This is a genomic window from Streptomyces sp. CA-251387 (assembly GCF_050936625.1).
Lineage (GTDB): Bacteria > Actinomycetota > Actinomycetes > Streptomycetales > Streptomycetaceae > Streptomyces.
The window spans coordinates 6,117,199-6,136,502 of the sequence record NZ_JBNJMJ010000001.1 but is presented as its reverse complement, the minus strand read 5'-3'; the positions used below and the strand labels follow the sequence as shown (position 1 = coordinate 6,136,502).

The window sequence follows — 19,304 nt, the reverse complement described above, 5'->3', positions numbered from 1 at the left end:
CCGCAGCGAAGCCGCTGATGGATTCTGCGCCCCCAAGCGGGCCAACCCCGGAACAACCGCACCCACCCCCACGCTGTACCGGGTATGAGCGACTACCGCATCGAGCACGACTCCATGGGCGAGGTACGGGTCCCCGCCGAAGCGAAGTGGCGCGCGCAGACGCAGCGTGCCGTCGAGAACTTCCCCGTCTCCGGCCAGCGCATCGAGCGGGCCCACATCGAGGCGCTCGCCCGGATCAAGGGCGCCGCCGCGAAGGTGAACGCGCGGCTCGGGGTGCTCGACAAGGACATCGCCGAGGCCATTCAGGAAGCCGCTGACGAGGTCGCCGAGGGACGGTGGGACGAGCACTTCCCCGTGGATGTGTTCCAGACGGGGTCCGGGACCTCGTCCAACATGAACACCAACGAGGTCATCGCCACCCTCGCGACCGAGCGGCTCGGGCGGGACGTCCATCCCAATGACCACGTCAATGCGTCCCAGTCGTCCAACGACGTCTTCCCCTCCTCCATCCACATCGCCGCCACCGCCGCCGTCACCCGCGACCTCGTCCCGGCCCTCGAGCACCTCGCCGACTCCCTCACCCGCAAGGCCGAGGAGTTCGCCGATGTCGTGAAGTCCGGCCGTACTCATCTCATGGACGCCACGCCCGTGACGCTGGGGCAGGAGTTCGGCGGGTACGCCGCCCAGGTGCGGTACGGCGTCGAGCGGCTCGGCGCCTCCCTCCCCCGGCTCGCCGAACTGCCCCTCGGCGGTACGGCCGTCGGCACCGGCATCAACACGCCCCCCGGCTTCTCCGCCGCCGTCATCGAGGAGGTGGCCCGCGCCACCGGGCTGCCGCTCACCGAGGCGCGGGACCACTTCGAGGCGCAGGGCGCGCGGGACGGCATCGTCGAGACCAGTGGGCAGCTCAGGACCATCGCGGTCGGCCTGACGAAGATCGCGAACGACCTGCGGTGGATGTCGTCCGGGCCGCGCACCGGGCTCGCGGAGATCAGCCTGCCCGACCTCCAGCCGGGGTCGTCGATCATGCCCGGCAAGGTCAACCCGGTCATCCCCGAGGCCGTGCTCATGGTCGCCGCGCAGGTCATCGGCAATGACGCCACCGTGGCCACCGCCGGAGCCGCCGGCAACTTCGAGCTGAACGTGATGCTCCCGGTCATCGCGAAGAATGTCCTGGAGTCCATCCGGCTGCTGGCCAATGTCTCGCGGCTGCTCGCCGACCGGACCGTCGACGGCATCGTCGCCCACCGCGAACGGGCCCTGGAGTATGCCGAGTCGTCACCCTCCGTGGTCACGCCGCTCAACAAGTACATCGGGTACGAGGAGGCCGCCAAGGTCGCCAAGAAGGCCCTCGCGCAGCGCAAGACGATCCGCCAAGTCGTCCTGGAGAGCGGGTACGTGGAGCGCGGTGACCTCACACTTCAGCAGTTGGACGAGGCCCTGGATGTCCTGCGGATGACGCGGCCGTAACGAGTCGTCGTTCTGTCTTCGCTGCGGCGTGAACCGTGACGGGCGCCGCAGCGTCGTATGCCTGTGGCACCTAATATCTGTTCATGGCAGACGGTGGAGCGGTGACGACGGAAGTGGAAGCGGGCGGGTCGACGGGCTTCTGGGCGCCCGGGACACAGATCCTGTGGCGGTACCGGGAGAACGCCGGCCGTCGCTTCCACATCGCGCGTCCCGTGACCGTCGTACGGGACGACGACGAGATCCTCGCCGTATGGCTGGCGCCGGGGACGGAGTGCATCAAGCCGGTGCTCGCCGACGGAACCGCCGTGCACCTGGAGCCGCTTGAGACGCGGTACACCAAGCCGCGCACCGTTCAGCGCGACCGGTGGTTCGGGACCGGGGTGCTGAAGCTCGCCAGGCCCGGTGAACCGTGGTCGGTGTGGTTGTTCTGGGAGCCCGGGTGGCAGTTCAAGAACTGGTACGTGAATCTTGAGGAGCCGCTGGCCCGTTGGGCGGGCGGGGTGGACTCCGAGGACCACTTTCTCGACATCTCCGTGCACCCGGACCGCAGTTGGCACTGGCGGGACGAGGACGAGTTCGCGCAGGCCCAGCGGGACGGGCTGATCGACGAACCGCTGGCCGCGCAGGTGCGGGACGCCGGGCGTGACGCGGTCGAGGTGATCCGTGCCTGGGGGCCGCCGTTCGCCGACGGCTGGCCGCAGTGGCGCCCGGATCCCGCCTGGGCTGTACCTTCTTTGCCTGAGGACTGGGATCGCGCACCCGTGCACATGTCCTCATGAGACCCTTGATGCGCCCCCGGGCAACAAACGTAGGATCGTCCTCCGCAAGGGCGCGCAGGAACAACTACCGGAGTGCGCGCCAGGCTTGACCGATCGTCACCGAGGGGCGGCAGGACGTGAGCGAGGGTTACCAGGGCAATACCGGTACGGGCCGCAGACGGCTCACCGGTGGCACAGGAACTGCCTCTGGCCACGCGGGAATTCCGTTCCTGGGGCACGTATTCCGGGTATCGGAGTTTCGGCGGGACACACTGCACGCGTGGCGCGCAGCCCCGGACGGATGGATTCGAAAGGCGTGACGGAGCAGCCGACCTCCTTCGAACGCCCTGAGACGGGCGTCGACCCCGCGGAGTCCCGCGGGGCGCTCGTGCGTACCTCGACGCCGTCGTCGGCGCACGCCACACCGCCGCACACACCTGGCGGCGCCGCCGCCTTACCCGCGCAGGCGCGCACCGGAGAGACCCCTTCCACGCCGGGCACCACCGCACCGTCCGGCCCGAGCAAGGAGCCCCCAGTCATCGCCGGCAACGGCCCCGAGCACTCGCAGCCCTCCGTCGCCGCCGAGCCCGACACACACCGGCCGCGGCCCGTTCCGGAGGCCATACCGCCCCAGCCGGGCACCGAGCAGTCACAGGAGTCCGCGGAGCGGCGTACCGGTCAGGGGGTGCCGCCCGGGCGGCCCACGCCGATGCGGCGGGACGGGGACCGGCTGCGCTTCGTGGGCGCCGCCACCCGGCGGATCGCCCGCGGCATCGACCTGGACGAGATCGTGATGGGGCTGTGCCGGGCGACCGTGCCGACCTTCTCCGACGCGATCCTCGTCTATCTGCGCGACCCGCTGCCGGTCGGCGACGAGCGGCCCACGGGTCCCGTCGTGCTGCGGCTGCGCCGCACCGACCGGATCCCGGAGGAGCGCGACACCGAGGGCGGCTTCCTGCCGACACAACAGCAGCAGGAGCCGAACGAGCTGGCCGAACTGTCCGCCCTCACCGCCGAACTGTGCGAGGTGCGGCCGGGCGGTGCGCTCGCCGAGGTGCTGCGCGGCGTACGTCCCGTCTTCGCCGACGCGCCCGCCGCTCGCGCCGCGCTGCCCGAACTCCTCGGCGACGACGGGCAGTTGATCATTCCCGACGGTCAGCGCGCGATCCTCGCCCCGCTGCGCGGCCGCCGCCGGGTCATCGGCGCCGCGGTCTTCCTGCGCCGCCCGGAGCGCCTGGCCTTCGAGCCGGACGACCTCCTCGTCGCCGCCCAGCTCGCCACGCACAGCGCGCTCGGCATCGACAAGGCGGTGCTGTACGGCCGGGAGGCGTACATCGCCGACGAGCTGCAGCGCACGATGCTGCCGGAGACGCTGCCGCGTCCGACGGGCGTGCGGCTGGCGTCCCGCTACCTCCCGGCGGCCGAGACCGCCCGGGTGGGCGGTGACTGGTACGACGCGATCCCGCTGCCGGGCAGCCGTGTGGCGCTGGTCGTCGGTGACGTCATGGGCCACTCCATGACGTCGGCCGCGATCATGGGCCAGCTGCGGACGACGGCCCAGACCCTCGCCGGCCTCGACCTGCCGCCGCAGGAGGTCCTGCACCACCTCGACGAACAGGCCCAGCGACTGGGCACCGACCGCATGGCGACCTGCCTGTACGCGGTCTACGACCCCGTATCGCACCGCATCACCATCGCCAACGCCGGCCATCCGCCGCCCGTCCTGCTGCACCTGGGCGGCCGCGCGGAGGTGCTGCGCGTGCCCGCGGGCGCGCCGATCGGCGTCGGCGGCGTCGACTTCGAGGCCGTGGAGCTGGACGCGCCGGCCGGAGCGACCCTGCTCCTCTACACCGACGGCCTGGTCGAGTCCCGCCTGCGCGACGTGTGGACCGGCATAGAGCAGCTGCGCGAGAAGCTCGCCGCCACCGCGCAGCTGACCGGCCCCGACCATCCGCCGCCCCTCGAAGCCCTCTGCGACGAGGTCCTGGACATGCTCGGCCCGGGCGACCGGGACGACGACATCGCGCTTCTCGCCGCCCGCTTCGACGGGATCGCGCCCAGCGACGTGGCGTACTGGTTCCTGGAGCCGGAGGACGCGGCCCCGGGGCGGGCCCGGCGGCTGGCGCGGCGTGCCCTGGCCCGCTGGGGCATGGAGGACCTCACCGACTCGGTCGAGCTGCTCGTCAGTGAGGTCGTGACGAACGCCGTCCGCTACGCCTCCCGGCCGGTGACGCTGCGGTTGCTGCGCACCGACGTCCTGCGCTGCGAGGTGGGGGACGACGTACCCCAGCTGCCGCGGCTTCGGCAGGCGCGGGCCACGGACGAGGGCGGCCGTGGGCTGTACCTGGTCAATCGGCTGGCCCGGCGATGGGGCGCGACGCGGTTGAGCACCGGGAAGGTCGTCTGGTTCGAGTTGAACCGGGGGTGACGCGTACTCCGTGAATGCCGCGACGAGCAGACCTTTTTGACAGTGGATCAACTCCATTAATTTCCCCCGCGCCCTCATGGGATCGCATATATTTTCGAATGCGGTTGATCAGTACACCATGAAGGGGGAACATCCATGCACAAGATTGCCCAGCGGGGGCTTATGGCGCTGCTCGGCGCCGCGGTTCTGGCCGGCACCCAGGGCGGTGTCGCCTACGCGAGTGAGTACGACCGGACCGCCGAGTCCTTCCCCACGGGATCGCGCGTGGACTGGAAAGAGGACGGCGACCACCTGCTCATCAAGGACACCGTGAAGGACGGGCACTCCGCGGTCGCGCTGTTCCGCTGGTGGGACGCGTCCGAGGACCGGTACCACTGGTTCACGTACTTCAACAGGGACGGCGTGAACTCGGTGCGTGACGTCAACATGGACCTCTACGAGGGAACCACCATCAACTTCAAGGCCTGCATCGGCGACTGGGCCGGCAGCCTCGAGGCCAGCAGGGACTCCATTCGCAACTGCAGTGACTGGGAGGTCACGCTCGCCTGACGTCCGACCAACCGAGGGCTGAGTTCACCGCGAGGTGGTGCGGGAAGGGCGCCCGGCGTGTCGCCGGGCGCCCTTCCCTTTGCTGTCACTGGCCGTTGCCGGGCCTGACCGGGTCCAGGGTGACGTCGTCCGTCGGTCGGCCCGTCGGCTCCACCGTGGGCGGCTCGGTGGTCGGTTCCTCCGTCGGCTCTTCGGTCGTCGGCGTCTCCGTCGGCTCTTCGGTCGTCGGCGTCTCCGTCGGCTTCTGAGTCGTCGGTTCCTCCGTCGGCTCCTGGGTCGTGGGCTCCTCGGTCGGGGTCGGCGTCCAGGTCGGCCGGACCGCCGCGCCCTGGTCGGTGTCGAGGTCGAACCTGGCGTCCGGCTTTGTCACGCCGAACATGTACGCCGCCCAGATCTCCGCCGGGAAGCCACCACCGTTGACACGGTCCTCGCCGCCGGCGCCGTACATCTTGACCTGCCGGTGCGGAGGCTTGTCGTCCTCACCGAACAGGCCCACCGAGGTCACCAGGTCCGGTGTGTAGCCGGTGAACCAGGCCGACTTGTTGTCGTCGGACGTACCCGTCTTGCCGGCGACCTTCTGACCGTCACGCTTGGGGTTGTTCGCCACGGACTCCTGGGCCGTACCGTCGTCGACCACGCCCGTCAGCACCGAGGTCACGGTGTCGGCGGTCTCGCGGCTGATGACCTCCTCGCCGATCGGGTCGGGCAGCGTGACCGCACGGCTGTTGTGCTCGGCCGCCTTGATGATGCTCGGGGTGACCTTCTTGCCGTGGTTGTCGAGGGTGGCGTACACCCCGGCCATCTGCAGCGGGCTGGCGCCCATGGTGCCCAGGGTCTGGGCGGGTACGGCCTCCTCGTTGGTGGTGTCCATGCCGAGCTTGGCGGCGACGTCCATGACGTTCTCCATGCCGACGTCGACGCCCATCTGCGCGAAGACGGAGTTGATGGACTTGTTCATCGCCGTCTGCACGGTGACGTCGCCGTAGCTGTAGTCGTCCTCGTTCTCTGGGGCGAACCCGACCTTGGTGCCGTCGTCCACGACCGGCCGCTTGCTGGTGCCGTCGTAGACCGTGTTCGCGGTGATCGGCTTGCCGTCCTGGGTCTCGGCGTTCTCCTCCAGGGCGGCGGCCAGGATCACCGGCTTGAACGTCGACGCGGGCTGGTAGTCGGTGCGGGTCGCGTTGCTGAAGTAGTGGTCGAAGTAGTCCACGCCGCCGTAGAGGGCCACGACCTTGCCCGTCTTGGGGTCGACGGAGACCGCGCCGGCCTGGATGTCCGCGTCGACCTTCCGCTTCTTCTTGTCCAGCTTGCTGGTCAGCTGCGTCTTGACGGCCTTCTCCAGCGCGGCCTGCTTCTTCTTGTCGATGTTCAGGGTGATGGTCCAGCCCTGGTCGACGACCGCGGCCTCGGCCTGGGAGCGGGTGAGGTCCTGCTGCTTCATCAGCTGGTCCTCGAGCTGACGGTTGGCGAGCGCGACGAAGTAGCCCTTCTGGCCCTCGAGGCCGGCGGTGGGCTTCGGCTCCTTCGGCTCGGGGAACGTCATGCCCTGGCGCTCGGACTTGCCCAGCCAGCCCTCCTCGACCATGTTGTCCAGGACGTAGTTCCAACGGGCCTTGACCAGCTTCCTGCCGGTGTCGGACGCGGCGGTCCAGTCGTACTGGCTCGGCGCCTGGAGCAATGCGGCGAGGTACGCGCCCTGCTCGACCTTGAGCTTCTCGGCGTCGACGCCGTAGTAGGCCTGGGCCGCGGCCTGGATGCCGTAGGCGTTGCGGCCGTAGTAGCTGGTGTTGATGTAGCCCGCGAGGATCTCGTCCTTGGTCATCTCCCGGTCCACCTTCAAGGAGATGACCATCTCCTTGAGCTTGCGGCTGACCGTCTGTTCCTGGCTGAGGTAGTAGTTCTTGACGTACTGCTGGGTGATCGTCGAACCACCCTGCGCGCCCTTGCCCATCAGCGTGTTGAGCACACCGCGGGCCGTGCCCTTCAGGTCGATGCCGTTGTCGTGGTAGAAGGACTTGTTCTCCGCCGCGACAAAGGTGCGCTGGACCTTCTTGGGCACCTTGGACAGGTCCACGATCTCGCGGTTGACCTTGCCGGCGCGGGCCAGGGTGGTGCCGTCGCTGAACTTGTAGACGTTGCTCTGGCGCTGGGCGGCCTGGGCGGCGGCGTTGCCCCTGGGGATGTCGACCATCAGGTACAGCGCGATGAAGGAACCGATGGCGAGCAGGCACACGCCGAGGAACGTGCCGAGGATCTTCTTCCAGGTGAAGAGCCGGCGTATTCGGCCCTTGCCGTCGCCGCCCTTGCGCCCGGCCTTGGCCGCTCGGCGGGCCGCTGCCCGGCCTCCCGGGGCGCCCGACGGGCCCACCACGGTGATCGAGTCGCCGCCGGCCGCGGCCGACGGCATCTCCGACGAGCGCCGGGGCGCGGCGCGGCGCCCACCACGCTGGCGCGCTCGTCTCTCTTCCGCTCGTCCCATGGGTCCGTTCCGCTCCGCTTCGCTGTTGTGTGCGCTCCCGCCACACAGGTTCGTCGCTCAGGTCAGCTCAGAAAGCTAACACCGGAAGTTGTGACAAAGGACGGCCGATCCGGTCTTTTACGGACGTGACAATCAGCACCTGTCCCACCGGAACCGACGGCTGAGAGACGCATAGGGTTGCCTGCGTGGGGTAAAGTGATATCACTTAGCTAGAACGAGGCTTACGAAAGCCGACGGGAGCCGCCTACGGCCTCCCGGACGAATGGGATGAAACGGGGGAACCACCATGGCCACCGACCACACACCAGCCACCACCGACCACACGTCCACCACCGCCGACGTACCCGACATGCCCGCACCGCGCGTACGCGAGTTCACAGCGCACAGCATCGGGGGCGGACTGGCCCTGCTACTGGGCCTGGTCGGACTGCTGCTCGGCGCGGGCCTGATCGCGAGCGCCTCGGCCGTCTCCGGGGGTGGCGGCCAGGCGTCGCTGATCATCACCGGCATCCTGGTCGGCATAGCCGCGCTCCTCGCGATGTGCGGGCTGAACATGGTCGCGCCGGGCGAGGCGCGGGTCGTCCAGCTCTTCGGGCGGTACCGGGGGACGATCCGGCAGGACGGGCTGCGCTGGGTGAACCCCTTCACGTCCCGCACGAAGATCTCGACCCGCGTCCGCAACCACGAGACGGCGGTCCTCAAGGTCAACGACGCCTACGGCAACCCGATCGAGCTCGCCGCGGTCGTGGTGTGGAAGGTCGAGGACACCGCGCAGGCCACGTTCGAGGTGGACGACTTCCTGGAGTTCGTCTCCGCCCAGACCGAGGCGGCGGTGCGGCACATCGCCATCGAGTACCCGTACGACGCCCATGACGAGGCCGGCCTGTCGCTGCGCGGCAACGCCGAGGAGATCACCGAGAAGCTCGCCGCCGAACTGCACGCGCGCGTGGAAGCGGCCGGGGTGCAGATCATCGAGTCGCGCTTCACGCATCTCGCGTACGCTCCCGAGATCGCCTCCGCGATGCTCCAGCGGCAGCAGGCCGGGGCGGTCGTCGCGGCGCGCCGGCAGATCGTCGACGGGGCGGTGGGCATGGTCGAGGCGGCGCTCGCGCGGATCTCCGAGCGGGACATCGTGGAGCTGGACGAGGAGCGGAAAGCGGCGATGGTGTCGAACCTGATGGTGGTGCTGTGCGGGGACCGCGCACCGCAGCCCGTACTCAACACCGGGACCCTTTACCAGTGACGGTTCCCTCCGGGGGTTCGGCCCCTCAAGGTCGGCCGCAGCGCAAGCAGGTGCTGCTGCGGCTCGACCCGTCCGTGTACGAGGCGCTCGCGCGGTGGGCCGGTGATGAACTGCGGTCGGCCAACGCCCAGATCGAGTTCCTGCTGCGGCGCGCTCTCGCCGAGGCGGGTCGGCTGCCGGGTGAGGCCAAGCCGATTCCACGCCGAGGCCGTCCCCCCGTGAACCCACCCGAGTCTCAGTAGCAGAACCGTGACAATCGGCCCCCACCTGGGGTGCCGTACGCCAGGCCATGATCTACACACTCCGCGTATACATGCGGGGTATACACCCCGTGTAGAGTCCCTGTCATGTCCATCGGTCACACCCTTCTAGGGCTCCTGGAATCGGGCCCCCGCCACGGCTACGACCTCAAGCGGGCCTTCGACGAGAAGTTCGGTCACGACCGGCCGCTGCACTACGGCCAGGTCTACTCGACGATGTCCCGGCTGCTGAAGAACGGGCTCGTCGAGGTCGACGGGATCGAGCCCGGCGGCGGGCCCGAGCGGAAGCGGTACGCCATCACGGACGCCGGGATCACCGACGTACAACGGTGGCTCGCGACGCCCGAGAAGCCCGAGCCGTACCTCCAGTCGACCCTCTACACCAAGGTCGTCCTCGCCCTGCTCACCCGGCGCAACGCGGCCGACATCCTCGACACCCAGCGCGCCGAGCACCTGCGCATGATGCGCATCCTCACCGACCGCAAGAGGAAGGGGGATCTCGCCGATCAGCTGATCTGCGACCACGCCCTCTTCCACCTCGAGGCCGATCTGCGCTGGCTGGAACTCACCGCCGCGCGCCTCGACAAGCTGGCCGAGGTGGTGACCAAGTGACTCCGCCTCCCGGTTCCCTGCTGGCGGCCGAAGAGCTGCGCAAGGCCTACGGCCCGACCGTCGCCCTCGACGGCGCCGAGTTCTCCATCCATCCCGGCGAGGTCGTCGCCGTCATGGGGCCGTCCGGCTCCGGCAAGTCGACGCTGCTGCACTGCCTCGCCGGGATCGTGCCGCCCGACTCCGGGTCCATCACCTACAACGGGCGCGAGCTGGCCACCATGAACGACGCCCAGCGCAGCGCGCTCAGGCGCTCCGAGTTCGGGTTCGTCTTCCAGTTCGGGCAGCTCGTACCGGAGTTGACCTGCGTCGAGAACGTCGCCCTTCCGCTGCGGCTGAACGGCACCTCCCGCAAGGAGGCCGAGAAGGCCGCCCTGATCTGGATGGAGCGGCTGGAGGTCGACGACCTCAGGAAGAAGCGGCCCGGTGAGGTCTCCGGTGGTCAGGGGCAGCGCGTCGCCGTCGCCCGCGCGCTGGTCACCAACCCGCGTGTGCTGTTCGCCGACGAGCCGACCGGCGCGCTCGACTCCCTCAACGGCGAGCGCGTGATGGAGCTGCTGACGGACGCCGCCCGGTCGACCAACGCCGCCGTCGTCCTCGTCACGCACGAGGCGCGGGTCGCCGCCTACTCCGACCGCGAGATCGTCGTACGGGACGGCAAGTCCCGGGACATGGAGCGCGTCGTATGAGCGCGAGTCAGTGGGCCAAGGATCTGGGCCTGGGGGTCCGGTTCGCCTTCGCCGGCGGACGTGAGGGATGGGTCCGGGCCCTGCTGACGGCCGTCGGGGTCGGGCTCGGCGTGGCGTTGCTGCTGCTGACGACGGCCATCCCGAGCGCGCTGTCCGAGCGCAACCAGCGTGGCAGCGCGCGGGACGACTTCACGTACAGCGCGGAGAAGCTGCCGAAGGCGGACGACACGCTGATCATCGCCCGCACCGACACCACGTTCCGCGACAAGGACGTACGCGGCCGGATGCTGGAGCCCGAGGGGGCGCGGGCGCCGCTGCCGCCGGGCGTCGAGAAGTTCCCCGCGAAGGGCGAGATGGTCGTCTCTCCCGCGCTGGACCGGCTGCTCAAGTCCGACTCCGGCAAGCTGCTGCGCGAGCGCATCCCCTATCAGGTCGCCGGCACCATCACCCAGGACGGGCTCATCGGGCCCGGCGAACTCGCCTACTACGCGGGCGCCTCCGGCCTGGAGGACCAGCTGTCCGGCGGCTCCGTCGAGCGCATCGACTACTTCGGCCCCTCCCCCGGGAACACGGATGAGGGCCTGGACCCGGTGCTGCTCCTGCTCGTCCTGATCGTCTTCATCGTCCTGCTGCTGCCGGTCGCGGTGTTCATCGCGGCGGCCGTGCGCTTCGGCGGCGAGCGCCGGGACCGGCGGCTCGCGGCGCTGCGGCTGGTCGGCGCGGACGGGCGGATGGCGCGCCGGATCGCGGGCGGCGAGGCGCTCGCCGGGGCGCTGCTCGGGCTGGTCCTCGGCACCGGTTTCTTCCTGGTGGGGCGTCAGATGGCGGCCCTGCTGGAGGTGCGGGACATCACCGTGTTCCCGAGCGACCTCAACCCCTCGCCGACGCTCGCCGTACTGGTTGCCGTCGCCGTCCCGGCCGCCGCGGTCCTGGTGACGCTGTTCGCGCTGCGCGGGGTCGTCATCGAGCCCCTCGGCGTGGTCCGTACGGCGAGGCCACCGCGCCGCCGGCTGTGGTGGCGGCTGCTGCTGCCGCTGGGCGGCCTGGCCCTGCTGTACCCGATGGTGGGGCAGGGCAACGCCAACGGGGACTTCAACCAGTGGCTGGTGATCGGCGGCACCGTGCTGCTGCTGATCGGCATCACCGCGCTGCTGCCGTGGATCGTGGAGGCCGTGGTGGCCCGGCTGAACTCCGGCTCGGTCTCCTGGCAACTGGCCGTCCGCAGGCTGCAGTTGAGCAGCGGCACAGCCGCCCGCATGGTCAACGGCATCGCCGTCGCGGTGGCCGGGGCGATCGCGCTGCAGATGCTGTTCTCCGGCGTCGAGGGCGACTACACCAAGGACACCGGCAACGACCTGAACCGGGCTCAGATGCAGGTCGCCGTGCACGGCGACGTCCCGCTGGCCGAGGTCGGGCGGCAACTGGCGCAGACCAAGGGCGTACGCCGTGCGTCGGCCATCTCCCAGGGCTCGGCCGGTGAACGGGCCAAGGAACCGGACATCGCGGTGGAGGTGGCTCTCGGCAGCTGCGCCGAGCTGCGCGAAGTGGCGAAGCTCGCCTCGTGCCGGGACGGCGACGTCTTCCGGATCGTCGGCGGCGAGTACGACAGCGAGACGAAGAAGGTCACCGAACCGGGCGGCACTCTGTACTTCGACCCGGAGTACAGCGGGTCGACGAGCCACCCGGTGGCCTGGAAGGTGCCCTCCGGCATCAAGACGGCGGAGCAACGCCAGGACCCGACCGGCTACGAGCGCAGCGGACTGCTGTTCACCTCCGGCGCGCTGCCCGAGGCCGCGGAGGCCGGCCTGTACCAGCAGGTGTTCCTCTCGCTGGACCTGTCGGAGCCGGACGCCGCCGACTACGCGCGCAACACCGCCGCACGGCTCGACCCGCTGTCGGACGTGTACACACTGACGGCCACGAGGCGCTCGCTGGAGTTCCAGTCCATCCGCACCGGGCTGTTCGTCGGCGCGACCTGCGTCCTGCTGCTGATCGGCGCGAGCCTGCTGGTCTCCCAGCTGGAGCAGCTGCGCGAGCGCAAGAAGCTGCTGTCGTCCCTGGTCGCCTTCGGCACCCGGCGCAGCACGCTGAGCCTGTCGGTGCTCTGGCAGACGGCGATCCCGGTCGGCCTGGGGCTGCTGCTGGCGTCGACGGTGGGCCTGACGCTGGGTGCGGTCCTGCTGCGGATGACGGACACCTCGGTGCGCGTGGACTGGGCGAGCGTGCTGACGATGACCGGCGTCGGCGCCGCGGTCGTCCTCGTGGTGACGCTGCTCAGCCTGCCGCCGCTGCTGCGGCTGATGCGGCCGGACGGGCTGCGCACGGAGTGACGGTCACTCGTTGCCGTTCAACACCCGTACGGGCAGCGGCCGCAGAGCCTCTCGCAATGCGGCCGCCAGCTCCTCGTACTCCGCGCCGCGCGCGGCCCCCGTCCGCATGGCGAGGGCGACCCGGCGGGTGGGGGCGGGGTCGGCGAAGTAGCCGGTGAGGAGCCGGCTGCCGCGCGTCGTCTCCAGCTTGAGGGCGGTGCGCGGCAGCAGGGTCACCCCCAGCCCGCCCGAGACGAGCTGGACGAGCGTGGACAGTCCCGCGGCCGTCGTGGTCACCGGCGCGTCCTCACGACCGGCCTCCCGGCAGATGTCGAGGGCCTGGTCGCGCAGGCAGTGCCCTTCGTCGAGGAGCAGCAGGTTCAGCTCGCGCAGCGCCTCCCGCGGGATGCCCTCGCGGCCGCCCAGCCCGTGGCCGAGCGGGGTGACGAGCACGAAGTCCTCGTCGAAGAGCGGGAGTTCGACGACACCGGGTACGCCGAGGGGGACGGCGAGCAGCAGCAGATCGAGGCGCCCGCTGGTGAGGCCCTCGATGAGATTCGCGGTCTGCTCCTCATGCACCTGGAGGTCCAGGTGCGGGTAGCGGTCGTGGACCAGACGCAGAACCGTGGGCAACAGGTACGGCGCCACAGTCGGGATGACCCCGAGGCGCAGCACCCCGGTGAACGGCGCCCGGACCGCCTCCGCCTCCTCCATCAGCGCCCCGACCTCCGCCAGCACCGCCTTCGCCCGTACGGCGAGACGCTCGCCGGCGGGTGACAGGAGCACCTTGCGGGTCGTGCGCTCGAGGAGCGTGACCCCGAGCGTCTCCTCCAGCGCCGAGACGGCACCCGACAGGGCGGGCTGGCTCATGCCGATCGCGGCGGCCGCGTCCCGGAAGTGGAGGTGTTCGGCGACGGCGGCGAAGGCCCGCAGCTGGGCGAGGCTGGGCTGTCTCCTCTTACCCACGGTCATCAATAGGTACCTCCGATCAACCCGACCGAGTGTAGCTATTTCCCGTATCAATGCAGCCTGTGCCAGGATCGGTAAGGTCCAACCCAAAGGGAGACACCTGTACGAACGGGTGTCTCTTCGCTGCAAGGAGAGCGTGTGCTCACTGTCGGTGACAAGTTCCCCGAGTTCGAACTGACCGCCTGCGTCTCGCTGGAGAAGGGCAAGGAGTTCGAGACGATCAACCACAAGACCTACGAGGGCAAGTGGAAGATCGTGTTTGCCTGGCCCGCGGACTTCACTTTCGTGTGTCCGACCGAGATCACGGCCTTCGGCAAGCTGAACGAGGAGTTCGCCGATCGCGACGCGCAGGTCCTCGGCTTCTCCGGTGACTCCGAGTACGTGCACCACGCCTGGCGCAAGGACCACGACGACCTGCGTGACCTGCCGTTCCCGATGCTGGCCGACACCAAGCGCGAGCTGATGCGCGACCTGGGCATCGAGGGCGAGGACGGCTTCGCCAAGCGTGCCGTCTTCATCGTCGACCAGAACAACGAGATCCAGTTCTCCATGGTGACCGCCGGCTCCGTCGGCCGTAACCCCAAGGAGGTCCTGCGGGTCCTGGACGCCCTCCAGACGGACGAGCTGTGCCCGTGCAACTGGACCAAGGGCGACGAGACCCTGGACCCGGTCAAGCTCCTCGCCGGAGAGTGACGGACATGTCCCTCGACTCCCTCAAGTCCCGCCTCCCGGACTACGCCAAGGACCTGAAGCTCAACCTGGGCTCGGTCATCGGCAACTCCGACCTCCCGGCCCAGCAGCTGTGGGGCACGGTGCTCGCCACGGCGATCGCCGCGCGCTCCCCGATCGTGCTGCGCGAACTGGCGCCGGAGGCCAAGGCGAACCTCTCGCCGGAGGCGTACAACGCGGCGAAGTCCGCGGCCGCGGTGATGGCGATGAACAACGTCTTCTACCGGACCCGGCACCTGCTGTCCGACCACGAGTACGGCAACCTGCGCGCGGGGCTCCGTATGAACGTCATCGGCAACCCCGGTGTCGACAAGGTCGACTTCGAGCTGTGGTCGTTCGCCGTGTCCGCCATCAACGGCTGCGGCCTGTGCCTGGACTCGCACGAGCAGGTGCTGCGCAAGGCGGGCGTGGACCGTGAGGTCGTCCAGGAGGCGTTCAAGATCGCGTCCGTGATCCAGGCCGTGGGCTCCACCTTGGAGGCCGAGGCTGTGCTGGCCGACGTCGAGTAGGCGCCGTTGCTCTGTGGACCCCGCTCACCTCTCGTGGGCGGGGCCCTCTGCGTTGTCGTGGCGGTCGTTCCCGGGGGCTGCGCCCCCAGACCCCCCATCGGCCTGAACGGCCTCGTCCTCAAAGGCCGGACCGTCTGGTTGTTCCTGACCGGCGCTCGAAGGTGCCGCCCCCGCCGCGCTCCTTACCACCGCTTCCTGCGAATACGCCCGCAGATACCCCACGATCGTGTTCGACACCGCCACCAACGGCACCGCCACCACCGCACCCCCGATCCCCGCCACCATGCCGCCGGCCGCCACCGACAGCACCACCGCCAGCGGGTGGACGCGGACCGCGCGGCCCAGGATGAACGGTTGCAGGATGTGCCCCTCGATCTGCTGGACCGCGAGGACGACCGCGAGGGTCATGACCGCCGTGAAGATGCCCTGCGTCACCAGCGCCACGACCACGGCGAGGGCACCGGAGGCCACCGCTCCGACGAGCGGGATGAAGGAGAACAGGAAGATGAAGACGGCCAGCGGGACGGCCATCGGTACGTCGAGGAAGTAGATGCCGATGCCGATGAAGACGGCGTCGATCAGGGCGACGAGGACCGTGCCGCGCACGTACGCCGTGAGGGTCGCCCACGCACGCGGGCCAGCACCGGCGACGCCCGGGCGGGCCGCGGCGGGCACGAGCTTCAGCGTCCACTCCCAGATGCGCTTGCCGTCGTAGAGCAGGAAGAGGGTCGAGAAGGCCGCCAGCAGGATGCCGGTGAGGGTCTCGACGACGACCGTGACGCCTTCCAGGCCCGCGGTGGTGATCTCGTCGGTGTTGGCGCCGACCGCCTCCCGGAGGTTCTCGGCGATGTCGTTGATCTGCTTGTCGGTGACGTGGAAGGGGCTGTTGAGCAGCCATTTGCGCAGCTCGTCGATGCCGTCCTGGACCTGGTCGGAGAGGTTGTCGATGTTCTCCATGACCTGCCAGGTCACGAACCAGCCCATCAGCCCGATGACGACGAACCCGAGGATCGCGGTCAGGGCGGTGGCGGGCCCGCGCGGCACGCCCCGGCGCATCAGCCATGCCACAGAGGGCTGCATCAGCGCGGTGAGGAGCAGGGCGATGACGAACGCCAGCACGACGAGCTGGACGGCGCTGATGACCCGCATGAGCACCCAGACCGTGCCGGCCAGCACCAGCAGCCGCCAGCCGGCCTCCGCCGCGACCCGTACGCCCCACGGCACGACCTGCGCGGGGTCGGGGCGGGGCGGCGGTGCCGTGGGGGCGTAGTCGGGGGGCCGGGGGACGTGGTCGGCGGGCGGCGGCGGGGCCTCGGCGGCGGGCTCGGGCGCGACGGCGGTGGCCGATCGCCGCTCCGGCCGGAACTCGGCACTCTCGCGCTCCACCTCGGCGCGACGCTCGTCCAACCGCTCGCTCATCTCGGTCAGTCCGGCACCGAGCCGACCGAGCCACCCTGGCACTCGCGACATGATCCGTCCTCTTCCCCCGTCTCTCCGCACCACTCCCCCCTGGAGTCGTCCGTCCGACCGTACATGCGTCGCCGGAGAACAGCGAAAGCCCCTCACCACAAGGACGGTGAGAGGCTACGCAGGGTTGAGCAACGCCCCTGAGGGGCGCGGGGAACTGCGCGACCGGCCGCAACGGCGCCGCAGACAGACGACGACGTACAGCGGCCGAACCAGCGGAGCTCCTAGTACCAGTGGTTGGCCTGCCAGAACGACCAGGCGCCACACGGGCTGTCGTACCGCTCGTTCATGTAGTTGAGGCCCCACTTGATCTGGGTGGCCGGGTTCGTCTGCCAGTCGGAGCCGGCGGACGAGTACTTGCCGGCCGGGAGCGCCTGGAAGAGGCCGTAGGCACCCGAAGAGGGGTTCACGGCCCGGTAGTTCCAGCTGGACTCGTGGTCCACGATGTTGCTGAAGCACTGGAACTGGTCGCTCGGCACCATCTGGCGCGCCATCGCCTGGATCTGCTCGATGGTGTACGAGCTCTGGATCGGGAAGTCGGCCGAGGAGGACCGGGAGGCCTTCGCCTCGGCCTCTTGGCGCTCCTTGGCCTCCTGCGCCGCCTTCTCGGCGGCTTTCTGCTTCTCGATCGCGCTCTGGGCGGCAGCCTTGCGGGCCGCCTCCTCGGCATCCTTCTTGGCGCTCGCGTCCGCGGCGATGGCCTGGACGTTGGCCTGTGCCGTCAGGGACTCGGTCTGCACCTGGGCCTGCTGGCCCGCGGGTATGTCCGCGAGGAGCGTCGAATCGGCAGCCGTCGCCTCGGCGTCGTTGTTCTGCGCGGTGCTGCCCGAGGCAACGCCGACGACGCTTCCGACAGCGGTGACCGCGGTGGCAGAGGCCACTGCGAATCCCCTGACCGAAATCGGACTCACACGGTTTCCTTCCAGCATCGCCCGCTTCGGTGACCCTGGCGGACGCAATCGTGCCCCTGGCTCTGGCCTCCCACCTACGGGGTCACGGGAGGCACGGACCCGGTGGGCAACTCCCGCGAGGGGAGCGCCGCATGGTGCTCGGGCGGCATACGACGACGCTATGGAGTTGACGTGGTGTTGCTGTGGCGCCGTACCGCTGGGGGTACAGGTGTGTCGTATGCGGGGCCTGACAGGAGTGAGACTCTGCCGTAAGGCGATGCCGCAAGGCAATTCCGAGTTGCGTGTGAAAGCTCACACCTCGTTTGTCCCAGGGGATTTACGGAAAGCCGCACACGCCGAGGCGCCGCCCGGATAGGCTCTCCCGCCTTTCCGAACGGCGCCAACCAACGAGTAGCTACCGCAAGTTGAGCACTTGGGTCAGATCTGCCCGTCCTCCAGCATTTCGGTCACAAGGGCCGCGATCTGGGACCTCTCGGACCGCGTCAGGGTGACATGGGCGAAAAGGGGATGTCCCTTCAGTTTCTCCACGACGGCGACGACACCGTCGTAGCGCCCGACCCGCAAATTGTCCCTTTGTGCCACGTCATGGGTCAGAACAACCCGTGAATTGGCGCCGATTCGGGACAGAACGGTCAGCAGTACATTCCGTTCCAGCGACTGCGCCTCGTCCACGATCACGAACGCGTCGTGCAGCGAGCGCCCGCGGATGTGCGTGAGAGGAAGCACCTCCAGCATTCCCCGCGCGGTGACCTCTTCGATGACCTCGCGGCTGGTGACCGCGGACAGCGTGTCGAAGACCGCCTGCGCCCAGGGGCTCATCTTCTCGGCCTCGGTGCCGGGCAGATAGCCGAGCTCCTGCCCGCCCACCGCGTACAGCGGCCGGAAGACCATCACCTTCTGGTGCTGACGGCGCTCCAGCACCGCCTCGAGCCCCGCGCACAGCGCAAGCGCCGACTTGCCGGTGCCGGCCCGGCCGCCCATGGACACGATCCCGACGTCCGGGTCGAGGAGCAGGTCGAGCGCGATCCGCTGCTCGGCACTCCTGCCCTTGATACCGAAGGCCTCCCGGTCGCCGCGCACCAGACGGACATTGCCGTCGGGCGTGATCCGGCCCAGCGCCTTGCCGCGCTCGGAGTGGATCGTCAGCCCCGTGTGCACGGGCATGTCGGCCGCTTCGGGGACGTAGACGTGGCCTTCCTCGAAGAGGATGTCCACCTGCTCGCCCGGCAGGGTCAGTTCGGACATTCCGGTCCAGCCGGAGGAGTCCGTGATGGCGAGTTCGGCGCGGTACTCCTCGGCGAGGAGACCGACGGACGAGGCCTTGATCCTGAGCGGCAGGTCCTTCGACACGACGGTGACGTCGAACCCCTCGGCCTGCAGATTGCGGGCGACCGCGAGGATACGGGAGTCGTTGTCCCCCAGGCGGTAGCCGGTGGGCAGCACGCTGGGGTCCGAGTGGTTGAGCTCGACACGGACGGTCCCGCCGAGGTCCCCGGTCGGAATGGGGGCGTCGAGACGGCCGTACTTCACCCGGTAGTCGTCGAGCAGGCGCAGTGCCTGCCGGGCGAAGTAACCGAGTTCGGGATGGTGCCGCTTGGCCTCCAGTTCCGTCACCACGACGATGGGGAGCACGACCTCGTGCTCGTCGAAGCGGCTCAGGGCGTGCGGGTCGGCCAGCAGGACGCTGGTGTCGAGAACGTAGGTGCGCCGGTCTGGCTTGTGGCGCTTTGTGCTGGTCACCACGGAAGGACGTACCCCCTCGGATGAGGTCGGGGAGCGACGGAGTGGAGCTGGACCGGTCGTCGGCCGCCCTGCACGGGCCGAAAACCGGCCCTCCACTGCTTCTTCCGTGCCGTGACCGCACGGTCGGGCTGGTGCAAAGGGCCTCCCGGGCGGACGGCTCCGGCGCCGCCCGCTGAGATACG

16 protein-coding genes are annotated in these 19,304 nt (G+C 69.6%); 11 read left to right on the top strand and 5 right to left on the bottom strand.

Annotation, left to right across the window (positions count from 1 at the left end):
- Positions 1 to 84 precede the first annotated feature (84 nt).
- The 4 genes from ACQEV2_RS27600 (at position 85) to ACQEV2_RS27585 (ending at position 5,205) form a co-directional block, all read left to right on the top strand.
- On the top strand, positions 85 to 1,470 hold the full coding sequence (locus ACQEV2_RS27600; protein WP_433046941.1) for a class II fumarate hydratase: 1,386 nt from the start codon (positions 85 to 87) through the stop codon (positions 1,468 to 1,470).
- An 83-nt stretch (positions 1,471 to 1,553) separates the two neighbouring features.
- Positions 1,554 to 2,249: a cytidylyl-2-hydroxypropylphosphonate hydrolase gene (gene fomD / locus ACQEV2_RS27595; RefSeq protein WP_433046938.1), complete on the top strand. Its 696-nt coding sequence runs from the start codon at positions 1,554 to 1,556 to the stop codon at positions 2,247 to 2,249.
- Positions 2,250 to 2,529: 280 nt separating this feature from the next.
- Positions 2,530 to 4,656 carry a SpoIIE family protein phosphatase gene (locus ACQEV2_RS27590; protein ID WP_433054823.1) on the top strand — a complete coding sequence of 709 codons (2,127 nt, stop codon included), beginning with the start codon at positions 2,530 to 2,532 and terminating at the stop codon, positions 4,654 to 4,656.
- A gap of 135 nt (positions 4,657 to 4,791) precedes the next feature.
- Positions 4,792 to 5,205 carry a hypothetical protein gene (locus ACQEV2_RS27585; protein ID WP_433046935.1) on the top strand — a complete coding sequence of 138 codons (414 nt, stop codon included), beginning with the start codon at positions 4,792 to 4,794 and terminating at the stop codon, positions 5,203 to 5,205.
- A gap of 85 nt (positions 5,206 to 5,290) precedes the next feature.
- Here the strand turns inward: ACQEV2_RS27585 and ACQEV2_RS27580 are convergent, their stop codons facing one another.
- Positions 5,291 to 7,684, bottom strand: a complete 2,394-nt coding sequence (locus tag ACQEV2_RS27580; protein WP_433046932.1) for a transglycosylase domain-containing protein — start codon at positions 7,682 to 7,684, stop codon at positions 5,291 to 5,293.
- Between the two features lie 286 nt (positions 7,685 to 7,970).
- On the opposite strand from ACQEV2_RS27580, the gene ACQEV2_RS27575 reads away from it, so the two are divergent.
- The 5 genes from ACQEV2_RS27575 to ACQEV2_RS27555 all read left to right on the top strand — a co-directional run bounded on the left by ACQEV2_RS27575 (position 7,971) and on the right by ACQEV2_RS27555 (position 12,815).
- Positions 7,971 to 8,927, top strand: a complete 957-nt coding sequence (locus ACQEV2_RS27575; protein ID WP_433046929.1) for an SPFH domain-containing protein — start codon at positions 7,971 to 7,973, stop codon at positions 8,925 to 8,927.
- Positions 8,924 to 9,169, top strand: coding sequence for a hypothetical protein (locus ACQEV2_RS27570; protein WP_384771583.1), 246 nt, complete (start codon positions 8,924 to 8,926; stop codon positions 9,167 to 9,169). The genes ACQEV2_RS27575 and ACQEV2_RS27570 overlap by 4 nt, the downstream gene beginning before the upstream one ends.
- Positions 9,170 to 9,274: 105 nt before the next feature.
- A complete protein-coding gene (locus ACQEV2_RS27565) occupies positions 9,275 to 9,799 on the top strand; it encodes a PadR family transcriptional regulator (protein ID WP_147993470.1) in 525 nt (174 codons plus the stop codon).
- Positions 9,796 to 10,485 carry an ABC transporter ATP-binding protein gene (locus ACQEV2_RS27560; RefSeq protein ID WP_433046924.1) on the top strand — a complete coding sequence of 230 codons (690 nt, stop codon included), beginning with the start codon at positions 9,796 to 9,798 and terminating at the stop codon, positions 10,483 to 10,485. The genes ACQEV2_RS27565 and ACQEV2_RS27560 overlap by 4 nt, the downstream gene beginning before the upstream one ends.
- The gene (locus ACQEV2_RS27555) at positions 10,482 to 12,815 is read left to right on the top strand and encodes an ABC transporter permease (protein WP_433046921.1); all 2,334 of its coding nucleotides are present in this window, start codon (positions 10,482 to 10,484) and stop codon (positions 12,813 to 12,815) included. The genes ACQEV2_RS27560 and ACQEV2_RS27555 overlap by 4 nt, the downstream gene beginning before the upstream one ends.
- A 3-nt stretch (positions 12,816 to 12,818) precedes the next feature.
- Here the strand turns inward: ACQEV2_RS27555 and ACQEV2_RS27550 are convergent, their stop codons facing one another.
- Positions 12,819 to 13,766: a LysR substrate-binding domain-containing protein gene (locus ACQEV2_RS27550; protein ID WP_433046918.1), complete on the bottom strand. Its 948-nt coding sequence runs from the start codon at positions 13,764 to 13,766 to the stop codon at positions 12,819 to 12,821.
- A 135-nt stretch (positions 13,767 to 13,901) separates the two neighbouring features.
- Here ACQEV2_RS27550 and ACQEV2_RS27545 point away from each other — a divergent pair, with 135 nt between their 5' ends.
- The gene (locus ACQEV2_RS27545) at positions 13,902 to 14,456 is read left to right on the top strand and encodes a peroxiredoxin (protein WP_433046915.1); all 555 of its coding nucleotides are present in this window, start codon (positions 13,902 to 13,904) and stop codon (positions 14,454 to 14,456) included.
- A gap of 5 nt (positions 14,457 to 14,461) precedes the next feature.
- Positions 14,462 to 15,001 carry an alkyl hydroperoxide reductase gene (locus ACQEV2_RS27540; protein ID WP_433046912.1) on the top strand — a complete coding sequence of 180 codons (540 nt, stop codon included), beginning with the start codon at positions 14,462 to 14,464 and terminating at the stop codon, positions 14,999 to 15,001.
- 24 nt (positions 15,002 to 15,025) lie between these two features.
- Here the strand turns inward: ACQEV2_RS27540 and ACQEV2_RS27535 are convergent, their stop codons facing one another.
- The 3 genes from ACQEV2_RS27535 to ACQEV2_RS27525 form a co-directional block, all read right to left on the bottom strand.
- Positions 15,026 to 16,471, bottom strand: coding sequence for an AI-2E family transporter (locus ACQEV2_RS27535; protein ID WP_433046909.1), 1,446 nt, complete (start codon positions 16,469 to 16,471; stop codon positions 15,026 to 15,028).
- Between the two features lie 221 nt (positions 16,472 to 16,692).
- Positions 16,693 to 17,397, bottom strand: a complete 705-nt coding sequence (locus tag ACQEV2_RS27530) for a transglycosylase SLT domain-containing protein (RefSeq protein ID WP_433046906.1) — start codon at positions 17,395 to 17,397, stop codon at positions 16,693 to 16,695.
- A gap of 399 nt (positions 17,398 to 17,796) precedes the next feature.
- Positions 17,797 to 19,122 (bottom strand): PhoH family protein, encoded by a 1,326-nt coding sequence (locus ACQEV2_RS27525; protein ID WP_433046903.1) that lies wholly within the window; start codon positions 19,120 to 19,122, stop codon positions 17,797 to 17,799.
- Positions 19,123 to 19,304: the final 182 nt, after the last annotated feature.

Bases quoted from the DNA above. Each gene is read 5' to 3' on its own strand.
- ACQEV2_RS27555 (WP_433046921.1), top strand. From the start codon at position 10,482: ATGAGCGCGAGTCAGTGGGCCAAGGATCTGGGCCTGGGGGTCCGGTTC.
- ACQEV2_RS27575 (WP_433046929.1), top strand. From the start codon at position 7,971: ATGGCCACCGACCACACACCAGCCACCACCGACCACACGTCCACCACC.
- ACQEV2_RS27600 (WP_433046941.1), top strand. From the start codon at position 85: ATGAGCGACTACCGCATCGAGCACGACTCCATGGGCGAGGTACGGGTC.
- ACQEV2_RS27540 (WP_433046912.1), top strand. From the start codon at position 14,462: ATGTCCCTCGACTCCCTCAAGTCCCGCCTCCCGGACTACGCCAAGGAC.
- ACQEV2_RS27580 (WP_433046932.1), bottom strand. From the start codon at position 7,684: ATGGGACGAGCGGAAGAGAGACGAGCGCGCCAGCGTGGTGGGCGCCGC.
- ACQEV2_RS27535 (WP_433046909.1), bottom strand. From the start codon at position 16,471: ATGTCGCGAGTGCCAGGGTGGCTCGGTCGGCTCGGTGCCGGACTGACC.
- ACQEV2_RS27530 (WP_433046906.1), bottom strand. From the start codon at position 17,397: ATGCTGGAAGGAAACCGTGTGAGTCCGATTTCGGTCAGGGGATTCGCA.
- ACQEV2_RS27550 (WP_433046918.1), bottom strand. From the start codon at position 13,766: ATGACCGTGGGTAAGAGGAGACAGCCCAGCCTCGCCCAGCTGCGGGCC.
- fomD (WP_433046938.1), top strand. From the start codon at position 1,554: ATGGCAGACGGTGGAGCGGTGACGACGGAAGTGGAAGCGGGCGGGTCG.
- ACQEV2_RS27590 (WP_433054823.1), top strand. From the start codon at position 2,530: ATGGATTCGAAAGGCGTGACGGAGCAGCCGACCTCCTTCGAACGCCCT.
- ACQEV2_RS27565 (WP_147993470.1), top strand. From the start codon at position 9,275: ATGTCCATCGGTCACACCCTTCTAGGGCTCCTGGAATCGGGCCCCCGC.
- ACQEV2_RS27585 (WP_433046935.1), top strand. From the start codon at position 4,792: ATGCACAAGATTGCCCAGCGGGGGCTTATGGCGCTGCTCGGCGCCGCG.